Here is a 13,295-nt window from a genome sequence, read left to right as displayed (position 1 = left end):
GCAGAGGTGCGGGTGTTAAGAGCGAATCTAAAGTGGAAAATATCTCAATTGCTAATCGGATCGTGTCTGGTACTGATGCTGACGATCGGGATTTCTAGTTGCGACAACTTGCCACCTACTACTAAGGATGTCTCGATCGAGCCTCAGGTTAGTGCTACACCAATTGTTAATCGTGATGGGCCATTAGCCGAAGTCAACACCCCCGCAAGTATCTTACAACTAGCCCCCAGCCTGGATAAGTATCAGCCCCAAGTGCAGATTATCAGCCCTAAACCCGATGAAATACTGGCTGACGATCGAGTTACTGTTAAATTAAAGGTCAGCGATTTACCCCTATTCAAGCAGCCCGAACTGGGATTGGGCAATCATTTACACGTCATTCTCGACAAACAGACTTACCAAGGCGTGTACGATTTGAGTCAACCCTTGGTTTTTAAAAATTTAGCGGCTGGAACCCACACTTTGCGTGTATTTGCATCGCGCCCTTGGCATGAAAGTTTTAAAAATCAGGGTGCATTCGATCTGGTGACATTTCACGTATTAACCAAAACTGCGGAAAACCAGCCCGATCTCCAGCAACCCTTACTAACTTACAGTCGTCCGGCGGGGACTTATAGTGCCGAGCCAATTATGCTGGATTATTATTTAACCAATATTCCCGATCGAGATAGCGAGCAAAGTGAAGCAAACTGGCGCGTACGAGTCACCGTCAACGACCAACAATTTAGCCTAGATCGATGGGCACCGATCTATCTGCAAGGTTTTAAAAAAGGTAAAAACTGGGTGAGGTTGGAGCTAGTAGACGATCTCGGCAACCCGATCCCCAATGTTTATAACGATACTTTGGCGATCTTTACTTACGATCCTCAAAATCGGGATGCACTAGCTAAATTGATTGGTGGCGAACTCAGTCCAGATTTAGCCCGAACGCTAGTAGAGCCTAATTATGTAGCGATCGAACCAGCTTCAGAGATCGTCCCAACACCAGTCAGTAAGCCGCTCCCAACGCCCACAACAACCCCGATCGTTATCCTACCGTCACCCGAACTTAAACCAACCCCAAATATAGGATCTAATCCAGCACCGATAGTAGTACCACCGATTGCGATCGCACCATCTGGAGTTAAACCTCAACCTAGCCCAATTTTAACGCCCGAACCGATCGCAAAAACCTTACCTAATGCTACTCCGATCGAAGTACCAGCACCGATCCTCAAAACTGCGCCCAATCCAGTCTCAGCACCAATTCAACAGCCGAGCCGAGTAGATAATCCCCAGAAGCTACCGATCGTTTTACCAACGCCAGCAGCCACACCGATTGTTATCGTTCCAGTACCAACAATAGTCGCACAACCCGCTCCAATCAAACCGATTACCCTCGAACCGACGAAAAATTCGCCGCCAGCTAATCCAGAGCCAATTGAAATAGTTATTCCGAACCCAATCCTGTCACCAACAGTCAATCGGGAGCCATCGAAAGTCGAGATCGTGCCACCTCAGGTTAAGTTAGCAGATAAGCCGACCGCACCATCTCTACCAGTAAAATCACCGCAACCAAATCCCACTCCAGCACCACCAGTAATTCCAGCAGCACCAACAGCAACAACCGCACCAGCCACAGTCACAAGCGAAAAAACGTGGCAAACACAGACAAGCGAGTTATTTAATATTACCAAAGCTAAAATCCGCACCTTTACCAATAAGATTCCGGCTAAAGCTCAAAGATTCGGGCGTAATCTCCAAATTTGGAGTGCCAAGGCGATGGAGTTAATCGAGCAATTACGAGATTCTCCAAAGGAGAGGCTCCGCCAACGGGGCTAGGGTAATAAAGTCAACAGGAACTACTCAGATGTGGACAGAAATTGGCGCGCAGATTACCCAAGCTACAGGCGAACAATTTGAGATTGTCGATCGTCAGTCGATCGGTGGTGGCTGTATCAATCAAGTGTATCGAATTAGCGGTCGCAGTCGATCGGATCGCCAAGAGTATTTACTCAAACTCAATCAGGCATCGCTAATTGCGATGTTTGAAGCTGAAGCGGCTGGATTATCAGAATTAGCCGCGACACAAACGATTAAAGTCCCAGCCCCAATTTGCTGGGGAATCGTGGGGAAACATAGTTATATCGTGCTGGAATATCTAGATTTGACAACCGCCGCCACTCCGCAACATTGGCTGGAAATGGGCAGGAATTTGGCAGCAATGCATCGGTTTCGCCCGGTCGATCGGGTAAAATTTGGCTGGCAGATTAGTAATACGATCGGTTCTACACCCCAAATTAACACTTGGGAAAACAATTGGGCGACTTTTTTTACCAACCACCGGATCGGTTATCAATTGCAACTCGCCCAAGCCAAAGGTGGCTCTTTTCCCAATGCTGCGAAATTACTTCAGGCAATTCCCCGAATTTTGGCAGATCGTCAACCACAACCATCATTAGTACATGGCGATTTGTGGAGTGGCAATGCCAGCTTTACCACTGCGGGTATCCCCGTCATATTCGACCCAGCAATCCATTGGGGCGACCGCGAAGTAGATTTAGCATTAACAGAGTTGTTTGCTGGCTTTCCAGTCGATTTTTACCAAGGATACGCACAGGTTTACCCATTAGATCCTGGGTACTCGCAGCGCAAGGATTTATATAACCTCTATCACATTCTCAATCACTATAATTTATTCGGTGGGAGCTATCGATCGCAAGCCAACAGCACGATCGATCGATTTGTAGAGGGGATAGAAGATCGGGGATAGGGGAGTGTGATTTTACCCATAGCAGATCTCCAACGGTTTCTGCCTTTGCAATAGCTACGCTGACGCGAAGCCATTAGGGGAATATGAAGAGAGAACACTAGAACGCAGTTCCAGAGCTTTTACCCGATCCCATATTCCCTATCCCCGATCCTCTATTCCCTAGCTACAATGATTTAGAAACTGAACTGCCCACACCTTGAAACATCACCCAAGATAGGAAAAAATTTGAGACAAAAATCGCGAGTAAAGAAGTCACCACCGCAGTGGTTGTCGATTGTCCGACACCTTTGGCACCGCCTGTAGTTGTCAAGCCCCAACTACACCCAATTATGGCAATCAACGCCCCGAAGAAAACTGCTTTAATTGGCGCGGTACAGAGATCCCACCCATCTAAAAAAGTCCGTGCTGAATCTAAAAATACTCGTGCTGGCAAACCAAAGATCGTCGTCGCAATTAGCAACCCACCCAGCATTCCGCTGACGATCGACAAAATAGTCAGTAATGGCAGCATAATACAACAAGCAATGATGCGGGGAATTACCAAATAATCGACCGGATCTGTTTTGAGAATGTAAAGAGCATCGATTTGTTCGCTAACTTTCATGGTGCCGATTTCGGCGGCAAATGCCGAACCTACTCTAGCAGCTAAGACTACCGCAGTGAGTACGGGTGCGAGTTCGCGAGTGAGTGCCAGTGATAGTACCCCACCCACAACTTGCCCCGCGCCAATATTAATAAATTCCCGCGCGACTTGAATGGTAAATACCATCCCAATTGTAGTTGATGTCACCAGGGCAATTAGCAATGATTCGGGGCCAACTAGAGCCATTTGCTCGACAATATTAGGATAGTTAAATTTTCCCCTCAGAACATGCACGATCGCTTGTCCGCCTAATAAAACTGCTGCAATGAACCGTCTAAACCACAAAGGCATATCAATTCTGGTTATCGATCGTTAGTAATCTCACAGCTTGCAACCATTGACGATCGGCGACAAATGGCATTGACGATCGGACTAAAGGTTAAAATGCCGATCTGATGTCTTGAATTTTGCTTGCTTTTTCAATTTGGTGCAAGATGTGAGTACTACGATTATACGAGAAGCATGATGTATCCCAAACAATCGATCGCGATTCTCTGGTGAATACTCAGCTAATCAAGGGCAAAATCGCGATCGTCAGAGTTGTAGATCGTGGGAATACTCGCACAGAGTTTGCCACAGATTGCATCGATGCTTCGGGCAATAGGGTATTTTAAGAGAGGCTGTATTTAGTTTCCTTCGGTAGTAGTCATATTTATGGTAGCAGTAGCAATTCTAGCGGCGGGCAAAGGCACGCGAATGAGATCGGACTTACCCAAAGTATTACACTTACTGGGAGGACGATCGCTCGTCGAGCGGGTATTAATTGGTTGTCAAGCGTTACAACCCGAACGACAATTAGCGATTGTTGGCTATCAAGCCCACCGAGTTAAAGCAGCAATGGTCGATTATCCTGACTTAGAATTTGTCGAGCAGACGCAGCAATTGGGTACCGGACATGCGGTTCAGCAATTACTACCCCATTTAGCCGACTTTCAGGGAGATTTATTGGTATTGAATGGCGATGTCCCACTACTGCGTCCCGAAACCCTCATAGCACTCTTACAGACGCACCAGCAGCATCAAAATGCTGCCACGATACTTACAGCTCAAATTGCTAACCCGCAGGGCTACGGGCGGGTATTCTGCGATAGTAACAATCTGCTCCAAGAAATTATCGAAGATCGCGATTGCACTGACAATCAACGTCAAAATCTGCGGGTAAATGCAGGGATATATTGCTTTAATTGGCAAAAACTCCAAGAAGTTTTACCTAAATTGCAAAGCAATAACAGCCAGCAAGAATATTACATCACCGATGCGGTCAATTTTCTGTCACCTGTGATGGTATACGATGTCGCTGACGATCGCGAGATTCTAGGCATTAACGATCGACGACAATTGGCTACTGCTTATGAGATTTTACAAGCCCGAATTAAAGATAACTGGATGGCTGCTGGCGTGACGATGATCGACCCAGATAGCGTGACGATCGACGATACTGTGAGCATTGGTGTCGATGCAATTATCGAACCTCAGACTCATTTGCGCGGTAATACTACCATCGGTAGCGGCAGCCGGATCGGGCCGAATAGTTTAGTAGAAAACAGTCAGATCGGCACGAATGTGACGTTAATGTATTCAGTGGTTGTCGATAGTTCGATCGGGAATAATGCTAATGTCGGGCCATTCGCACATATCCGTCAACAGGGAAGTGTCGGTGAATCTTGTCGGGTGGGTAACTTTGTCGAACTGAAAAAGAGTACGATCGGCGACAATACCAATATCGCCCACTTGTCTTATATCGGCGATGCGACGGTCGGCGATCGGGTGAATATCGGTGCTGGCACGATTACTGTCAATTATGATGGTAAAAATAAGCATCAAACTATTATTGGTAATTTTACCCGGATCGGTTCCAATAACACGTTAGTCGCCCCATTAAATATCGGTGCCCAAGTTACCACCGCCGCAGGTTCGACAATCGTCAGCGATATTCCTGATGATTGTTTGGCAATCGCCCGATCGCATCAAACTATTAAACCCGGTTGGCGACCAAAATGGCATCAAGATTAGTCGATCGGTTTTGTTGGCATTGGTAGATCTCGCGCTCCAAAATGGTTAGGGTTCAAACGTCTTGAGTCTTATAGGTCGATATTGCCCGAACGCTATTAAAACAAAAATCAGCCCCGATCGCACACCATAACCACAAGGAAAGTATTAAGATCTTACCTACTTTCACGATTAATGGCGACGATTGCTGAGTGTAAATAGATACTGAATGCTGTGCATTTACTACCGAACCATCAATGCTCGGAACTAATAATTTCGAGCATTGAAACACATGCAGGTTCGACCCGCCAAACCCTTTACCAGTAGGTAATGCCGCGCGAACTATTGGAGTAATGAAAGCAGATATCGGGTGACGGGGATGTGACATAGGGTACTAAAGAAATCGGCAACAAATCGGGGTGAGAGTAAAACAATGTTTGCAGTCGGTCGAGTCAGCGATCCACTCTACACGATCCTTTCGCTTTGTAGCTATATTTAAATTTAGACTTAGATCGATGTTCCGAGCTTCCGAATATAAATCGCTCACAGTATTATTTGTAGGCTAAATACTGCTGAAAGTGCCACTCAATACAATCGATTTTAATCGAAAGCGATCCAATATTAATCCGAAGATCCCCGGATTTATTTAAATGTATTTTGGCTGAGTCTACGTGTAAATACGTATGTGTGTATATTTCGATCGGATCGGTAGATGCGATCCTCCCTTAAATTCTTCACCCCCAACCTCATGAATCGCAGCTTCTGGATTATCGCGCTCATTAATGTCATCAACTCACTGAGTTTTACGATTCTCATTCCCACAATTTATCAATACGGACGGGAGTTTAATCTGAGTGATATTGAGACTAGCTTTCTGTTTGCAATATTTTCGATCGCTCAATTTTTTGCCACACCGATCATTGGTAAACTGTCCGATCGATTTGGCAGAAGACCGTTACTGATTATTAGTTTAGTAGGTACAGTAATTGGCAACTTTCTAGCAGGAACGGCACCGAACGCCACAGTATTATTTTTCGCAAGATTTCTAGATGGCGTTACTGGTGGCAATATCTCTGTGGCTCAAGCCGTAATTTCAGATGTGACGACACCAGCAAATCGAGCTAAAGGGTTTGGCATCTTTGGCGCATCATTGGGTTTAGGATTTGTAATCGGGCCAGTTTTGAGTTTAGTAGCTCAACAAAGATCGTTAGGTACGGCATTTTTAGTATCGTCGGTATTTGCAGCGATCGCCTTAATTATCACGATATTTTTCTTGCCTGAAACATTACCAGAAAGATCGGTATCGCCAACAAATATCTTCGATCTCGGATTGCGAGATTTAATTAGTGGATTTACTTTTCCAAAGCTAGGAATTTTATTTATTATTAATTTCTGCGTTGGCACCACATTTACTTTATTTACATTTGCTTTTCAACCATATTATTTAAAGGTTTTACATCAAGATAGTAAATCTTTAACACTATTATTTTTTGCTATTGGTGTTATCGGTGTTGTCGTTCAAATTCAGGGTGTCAAGATTATGACAAAATATCTGAGCTTAGTAAAAATATTATTTATAGGTTTATTTTTTAGAAGTCTGTCTTTCATCCTAATGCCAGTTATACCCGACATTCATTTTTTCCTAATTATCGCTACGATCTTTTCATTATTCAATTCGCTAGTTCAGCCGATGATTAGTACATTAATCTCTCTCAATACCAGCCCAGAAGAACAGGGCAAAATGGCTGGATTGAACGCTTCATATTTAAGTGCTGCCAACGGTATCGGCCCAATTATTGCCGGACTGATGGTAGACCAACGACACCCAGAAACCTATGGCTACCCGCTATATATAGCAGGTGCTTTTACATTTATCGTCCTATTTTTCGCGATCCGCCAGCGGCGTAAATACACGCCGAAACTAGCAACACAATTATAGAATATATACTAATCTTGTTTCCAGGTTTGGAGTTGTAGATAGACTAGCACAGAAGTAAATGCAAATAACACCATCGCTGCTGCTGCTGCATAGCCAAAATCAAACCTTGAAAAAGCCCGATCGTAGATATAATAGACTAATAAATTAGTAGAGTTTAGCGGGCCGCCACCAGTAATAATATATACTTGCTCGAAACTTTTAAGCGTAAAAATCGTAGTGGTAATTGCCGTGAAAATTAATGTCGATCGTAATCCCGGTATGGTAATAAACCAAAACTGCTGCCAACCATTAGCTCCATCTAATTCAGCAGCCTCATAACGATTTGTAGGAATAGCTTGCAATCCAGCTAAAAACACGACCAAATTAAAACCGATTTGTTTCCAAACACTAACCAAAATAACCACAGGCATCGCCCACACCGAATCGCTCAACCAGGCAATTTTATTAACTCCAAAATTACCGAGCAAACTATCGATCGCCCCATCGGTTTGAAACAGCCATCTAAAGCCCAATCCAGCCGCCACTAATGAAACGATCGAAGGAATAAAATAAATCGTTCTAAATACACCTGTAAAGGGCAACTTCCGATTAAGCAATACTGCTAACCCCAACGGAATAATCGTACTAGGAATTACCGTCCCAACTGTAAAATAAATTGTATTAAAAATAACTTGCCAAAAATCTGGACTGACTAGCAATCGAAGATAATTTTTTAAACCGACCCAATGTACGCCCGATCGCGTGAAACTTCCCCCCGTAAAGCTCAGATAGCCCAAATAGATAATTGGGAAAACTAAAAACAAACCTAATATAATTAAGGCTGGTAATAAAAATATTCCCGCTGCTACATCCTCTCGATCGATTAGTTTGCCAAACCGTTCCAACCAATACCGATCCGATCTAGATTTAGATTTGCCAATATTTATCATTGATAGTTAAACATCCAATTTTCATACATTGAGAGCGATTCAGCAAAGCTGAGGCTGTGCCAGCGAGTTATGCTTAATAATAACCCAAGATCCTCAAATGGTCGATCGAGTCAATCTTAAAATTCGACCATTAAAGCCTAATAACTAAAGCCTAATACCTAAACCTTGTGGACGGATTCATTAACTTACAGAAACTACCCGATTGGACTTCTCACGATTGCGTTGCTAAAGTGCGTCGCATTTTGCAGACAAAAAAAGTCGGACATGGTGGCACATTAGATCCCGCCGCAGTGGGTGTATTGCCGATTGCGATCGGGAAAGCCACTCGTCTATTACAATACTTACCAACCGGGAAAGCATATCGCGCCGTCATTCGGCTGGGAGTCGAAACCACCACCGACGATCTTGCTGGCGAGATTATTTACTCCGAACCAGTTACTGACATCAGTATCGAAAAAATTGAGGCAGCCTTAGCGACATTTATCGGCGAGATCGTGCAAACACCGCCGATGTACAGCGCGATTCAAGTTAACGGCAAAAGATTGTATAAGCTAGCACGAGCCGGGGAAGTAATCGAAGTACCCACTCGCCAAGTTACCATCAATACGATCGAGATCCTCAATTGGACTCCAGGAGATTTCCCCGAAGTTGAAGTGCAAATTGCTTGTGGTGGCGGCACATATATTCGTTCGATCGCCCGCGATTTGGGCGTTAAATTGGGTACTAGAGGCGTTTTGGCATTTTTAGAACGGAATGCGAGTTGCGGTCTGCAATTGGCAGATAGCATCACTTTAGAAGAGCTAGAGCGACAGCAACAAGCAGGTATATTTGAACCGATTTCGCCCGATATAGCCCTAATGCACCTACCGACAGTTACACTGGCAGATGCCGAGCTAGTTAAATTTTGGAGTCAAGGCAAACGCTTAACCCCAGAGCAACTAGATCTTACTCTTCCAACTGCCGAACTAGGCGGTTATTTTCAGGTTATCGGCGAACATCGGTGCTTGGGAATTGGCGAATTCCGGGAGATCGACGGAGCGCAGTTATTAGTCCCGCAGACAGTATTGCTGTGAGTCTTAATTATGCCAACGACTGAAGTCGTGGCTGATGCTGCAAAGTCCGCCTACGCGGACTGAAATCTTAGTCCGCGTAGGCGGACTTTGCATCACAAGCAGCGGTTTCTAACCGCTGAGGTTATGGGTGGTAACTTGGGTTAATGCTATGATAAATTTTCGACTCAGATCTGCAAGAGTCGTTACGGTCTTCGCGCGCTATTTTTAATTTACTTTGAGGACGATCGATGGTTGCTTCAGTTGGCTCTAGTACGGATCTCGAAATTGTAGCGGCTCTATCTGCAAATGCCGATCTCATCTTCGATTTGCCCGATCCTGAAGATGAAGCAGTCGGAGACTTTGATTTTCGACAGCAGTACGATGATGCGTGGATAGTCTGCGACAGTTTCGATTTACAAACCGAGATCTGGCGCGGTAGAATTTTACGAGCGATTCGCGATCGTGAAAAAAAAGGCGGAGATGGACGCGGCGAGGGTTTTCTCAACTGGCTCAAAGATCGGGAATTGAGTAAGAGTCAAGCCTACGCCTGGATCGAACTTGCCAATAGTGCCGACACTTTATTAGAGAATGGCGAATTATCTCCATCCACACTCAAGAATTTTAGCAAACGTGCTTTCGTCGAAACTGCCAAATCATCGCCAGAAGTTCAACAGCTAGTTACCGATGCCGCCGAAAGAGGAGATCGGATCACCCGTCGCGAAGTCCGCCAACTCTCCGACGAATGGATGGCAATGAGTTCCGATCTGATTCCTGATGAAGTTAAAGAACAAGCCGCCTCTGGAGCCACACCACCGCGTTTTATCGCCCCATTAGTCAAAGAAATGGAGAAACTACCCGAAGCGCATCAACACGCCATCCGGGACGAAATAGCCGCCAACCCTGACGTAGATAATATCAAGCTCGTCACCAGCAATGCCCGGAGTTTATCTAAATATCTCGATGCTGGCGCACAGGTGCAAGTTCTTAATGATTCTAAAGTCGATTTAGCCACAGCCTTAGAAGAAGCCATGCGGGTGGGATGTCTCCCCGTTGCCGCCGATGTGCTCAAACAAGCCGCACAGTTAGAGCAGACGATGACCAAATTTTACTTAACCTGGAAACGCTTGGGCAGCCTCGTCGATCGATTGTACGTCGATACAGGTGCCAGTACGCCCAACTTGCGATCGCTCATTGCCTGCGTCGAACGTCTCTCTGGCGAAATTGTCGAAGTTCCCCTTGATGATAGTGGCGAAAATGCCATCCGCCTAAGAGTAATGACGGGGGAATAGGGATAGGAGATGGGGAGACGAGGGGACTGGGAGACTGGGGGACGGAGAGGTAAATTCAACCTTTACCCTTTCTTCCCTAAAACCTAAAGCCTAAAACCTAACACCTAAAAAGCATTATCCTAGTAGACAGATAGCGTTATGTAAATTTTTATGAAATGTATTATTAACCGTCGCGCTCAGTTTTCGGCTAGCCATCGGTATTGGTTGCCAGAACTGAGCGAAGCCGAGAACGTGGCTGCATTTGGCTTATGCGCGCAACCTCACGGACACGGACACAATTATGAGTTATTTATCTCGCTCTATGGCGATATCGACGACTATGGAATGGTGCTAAACCTCTCCGATGTCAAACACGTTATTAAAAAAGAAGTTACCGGACAACTAGATTATAGTTTCCTCAATGATGTGTGGCCGGAATTTCAGCAAACCCTCCCCACCACCGAAAATATTGCTAGGGTAATTTGGCAAAAGCTAGCTCCACATTTGCCACTCGTCCGCATTCAGTTATACGAACACCCCGAACTATTTGCAGAATATACAGGAACAGACATGGAAGCATCATTGACAATCGGCACTCATTTTAGCGCGGCTCACCGTCTGGCTCTCGATAGCCTCACGCTCGAACAAAATAGTGAAATTTATGGCAAATGTGCGCGAGTAAACGGACACGGACACAATTATCATCTCGAAGTTACCGTTACTGGCGAAATTGACGATCGCACGGGGATGATTGTCGATTTGGTTAAATTACACGAACTAGTCGATAAATATGCGGTCGAGCCTTTAGATCATACCTTCTTAAATAAAGATATCCCGCATTTTGCCAAGGTAGTCCCCACCGCCGAAAATATCGCCGTGTATATCGGGTATCAAATCGAACGACCGATTCGCGAACTCGGCGCGCAACTGCACAAGCTCAAGCTAATCGAAAGCCCTAACAATTCTTGCGAACTGCTCTGGAGCCAAGATTTTAGCAATCTGGCAACTCGTCAACTCGCGACAGTCGCCTTAGCTAGCGTCTAACGATTACTGAAGAGCGATGGCAATTTCAGAGATTCGGTCGATCGGTCGATCGAATCTCTGATGATGGTCGTTTATAATTAGAGCAAATAAAACCAAAATTGCCTGTCAAAATTTGGACGAACAGGATTGGTAAACTACCTAGCAGACAGATTTTGATGTAGTTATGTTACTCTCAGATCGGGTTTAACCTCAAATTTAAACTAAGATCGAGTAACTAAACCCGATCGAATCGGCACAAGTATTTGTTAAGAACGCTATTTTCAGCGCACGTCGAATACCATTTGCCTAGCCCTGTCAATTTTGAAATAAGGACTAATAACATATGAGCGATACACTAGAATCGACCCAACCATTAGAAACTACCACCGTTGATATTCCCGCAAATCCGCTCGGATTAAACACTGGCGGCGGCTCTATCTCTAACGTTTCGCCAAACCTCTCAGCCGCAGATTTACCAGACTGGGCCAAACAAGCGACCGATATTTTAGCCGAGCTACCTGCTTATCTTGGTCAAATTTACAAAAATAACAAGAGTGCCGTAATTACTCTAGGCTTATTTTTTGGCATCATTGTTGGCGTTAAGCTAACTTTAGCAATTCTGTCTGCTATTAACGAAATTCCTTTACTCGCACCTACTTTTGAATTAGTAGGCATTGGATACACCAGTTGGTTCGTGTATCGTTATCTGCTCCAAGCTTCGACTAGAAAGGAGCTGACCGATGAAATCGATAGTTTCAAATCAGAAGTACTGGGTCAAAAAAACGGCAATGCATAATTGCTGTGGTTGAATAAATTTTAGCCAATCGAGAACCCACCGCAGCGACGCGGTGGGTTTTTGGTGTAAAAATTCATCCTTGCCAAATGTTTACCCCTGCACCTGCCACCACAACCCTAGCAAAATCATCAACGTCAATATCAACGCCAGCCAGACAAACCCATTATCTTTAGTATTGACTTGGCTCAGATCTACAGGTGCGTATCTTTCCTCTAACGATCGGGGTTTTGGTAGCGATGGTGGTGCGATCGAGGTATTATTAATTGCAGAATTACCCTCAGCATCTTCCAAATGTGATAGATCGGGAATTTGAGTCAGCCACTCTTCCCGCCGCGCCAATTCTGGAGCCTGCATGATATACAGCAACCGTTTACTGGCTTGACGGGTATCGAGATTGGGATGGTTGGCAAGTTTTTGACATAGAGCTTTAGCTTCGGCGATTTGTCCAGCGGCTTCAAAGGCTGTCACCAGCCACACCTGCACCTCGCCCCCAATGCGGGTATTCGGCTGCACTTGAGCCACCGCCGCCACTAAATAGCTGACAGCTTGGCGGTATTCTCCCCGCTCGAAGGCAATTTGTCCAGATTGATAATCAGCGTCGGGAGTCACAGGGTGGGACGGGGAATAGGGGAATAGGGGGACGGGGAGACGGGGAGACGGGGGAACGGGGGAACGGGGGGACGGGGGGACGGGGGGATGGGGGACGGGGGGACTGGCAGAGGTTGACATTACCAATTGCTAAACCACTAAACCACTAAACTACTATCAACTAAATCCCAGATCCCGAAGAAACAATCATCGATCCCGTACCATTATCGGTGAAAATTTCTAGTAGCAGGGAGTGAGATAGTCTGCCATCGATAATGTGAGCGGCTTTGACACCTTGAGCGAGAGAGCGAATGCA

At 45.4% G+C, this 13,295-nt stretch carries 11 protein-coding genes and 1 pseudogene; 8 read left to right on the top strand and 4 right to left on the bottom strand.

What is annotated here, in order from left to right; genetic code table 11:
* Window positions 1–48 precede the first annotated feature (48 nt).
* Entirely contained in the window at window positions 49–1,821 is a 1,773-nt protein-coding gene (locus Q0R35_RS13060; RefSeq protein WP_295618791.1) for a hypothetical protein, read from the top strand.
* Window positions 1,822–1,849: 28 nt separating this feature from the next.
* On the top strand, window positions 1,850–2,752 hold the full coding sequence (locus Q0R35_RS13055) for a fructosamine kinase family protein (RefSeq protein ID WP_295618788.1): 903 nt from the start codon (window positions 1,850–1,852) through the stop codon (window positions 2,750–2,752).
* Window positions 2,753–2,915: 163 nt separating this feature from the next.
* Here the strand turns inward: Q0R35_RS13055 and Q0R35_RS13050 are convergent, their stop codons facing one another.
* Window positions 2,916–3,701, bottom strand: a complete 786-nt coding sequence (locus Q0R35_RS13050; protein WP_295618883.1) for an MlaE family lipid ABC transporter permease subunit — start codon at window positions 3,699–3,701, stop codon at window positions 2,916–2,918.
* Between the two features lie 348 nt (window positions 3,702–4,049).
* Between Q0R35_RS13050 and glmU the strand changes: the two genes are divergently transcribed.
* Together glmU and Q0R35_RS13040 are read left to right on the top strand one after the other, a co-directional pair.
* On the top strand, window positions 4,050–5,408 hold the full coding sequence (gene glmU / locus Q0R35_RS13045) for a bifunctional UDP-N-acetylglucosamine diphosphorylase/glucosamine-1-phosphate N-acetyltransferase GlmU (RefSeq protein WP_295618785.1): 1,359 nt from the start codon (window positions 4,050–4,052) through the stop codon (window positions 5,406–5,408).
* A 724-nt stretch (window positions 5,409–6,132) separates the two neighbouring features.
* Window positions 6,133–7,323, top strand: a complete 1,191-nt coding sequence (locus Q0R35_RS13040) for an MFS transporter (RefSeq protein WP_366944887.1) — start codon at window positions 6,133–6,135, stop codon at window positions 7,321–7,323.
* 8 nt (window positions 7,324–7,331) lie between these two features.
* Here Q0R35_RS13040 and Q0R35_RS13035 read toward each other — a convergent pair whose 3' ends face one another.
* Window positions 7,332–8,252 carry a carbohydrate ABC transporter permease gene (locus Q0R35_RS13035; protein ID WP_295618779.1) on the bottom strand — a complete coding sequence of 307 codons (921 nt, stop codon included), beginning with the start codon at window positions 8,250–8,252 and terminating at the stop codon, window positions 7,332–7,334.
* 167 nt (window positions 8,253–8,419) lie between these two features.
* On the opposite strand from Q0R35_RS13035, the gene truB reads away from it, so the two are divergent.
* From truB to Q0R35_RS13015, 4 genes are all read left to right on the top strand, one after another.
* Window positions 8,420–9,325, top strand: coding sequence for a tRNA pseudouridine(55) synthase TruB (gene truB, locus Q0R35_RS13030; RefSeq protein ID WP_295618776.1), 906 nt, complete (start codon window positions 8,420–8,422; stop codon window positions 9,323–9,325).
* A gap of 227 nt (window positions 9,326–9,552) precedes the next feature.
* The gene (locus tag Q0R35_RS13025) at window positions 9,553–10,593 is read left to right on the top strand and encodes a hypothetical protein (RefSeq protein ID WP_295618773.1); all 1,041 of its coding nucleotides are present in this window, start codon (window positions 9,553–9,555) and stop codon (window positions 10,591–10,593) included.
* Window positions 10,594–10,743: 150 nt separating this feature from the next.
* On the top strand, window positions 10,744–11,616 hold the full coding sequence (locus Q0R35_RS13020; RefSeq protein WP_295618770.1) for a 6-carboxytetrahydropterin synthase: 873 nt from the start codon (window positions 10,744–10,746) through the stop codon (window positions 11,614–11,616).
* 322 nt (window positions 11,617–11,938) lie between these two features.
* Window positions 11,939–12,391: a CAAD domain-containing protein gene (locus Q0R35_RS13015; protein WP_295618767.1), complete on the top strand. Its 453-nt coding sequence runs from the start codon at window positions 11,939–11,941 to the stop codon at window positions 12,389–12,391.
* Between the two features lie 90 nt (window positions 12,392–12,481).
* Here Q0R35_RS13015 and Q0R35_RS13010 read toward each other — a convergent pair whose 3' ends face one another.
* Both Q0R35_RS13010 and Q0R35_RS13005 read right to left on the bottom strand, forming a co-directional pair.
* Window positions 12,482–13,000 (bottom strand): tetratricopeptide repeat protein, encoded by a 519-nt coding sequence (locus tag Q0R35_RS13010; protein ID WP_295618763.1) that lies wholly within the window; start codon window positions 12,998–13,000, stop codon window positions 12,482–12,484.
* A gap of 160 nt (window positions 13,001–13,160) precedes the next feature.
* Window positions 13,161–13,295, bottom strand: a pseudogene (locus Q0R35_RS13005) (acetylglutamate kinase); the annotation flags it as partial.

Source organism: Chamaesiphon sp. GL140_3_metabinner_50 (genome assembly GCF_025361915.1).
GTDB lineage: Bacteria > Cyanobacteriota > Cyanobacteriia > Cyanobacteriales > Chamaesiphonaceae > Chamaesiphon.
This window is presented reverse-complemented; position numbering and strand designations above follow the sequence as displayed.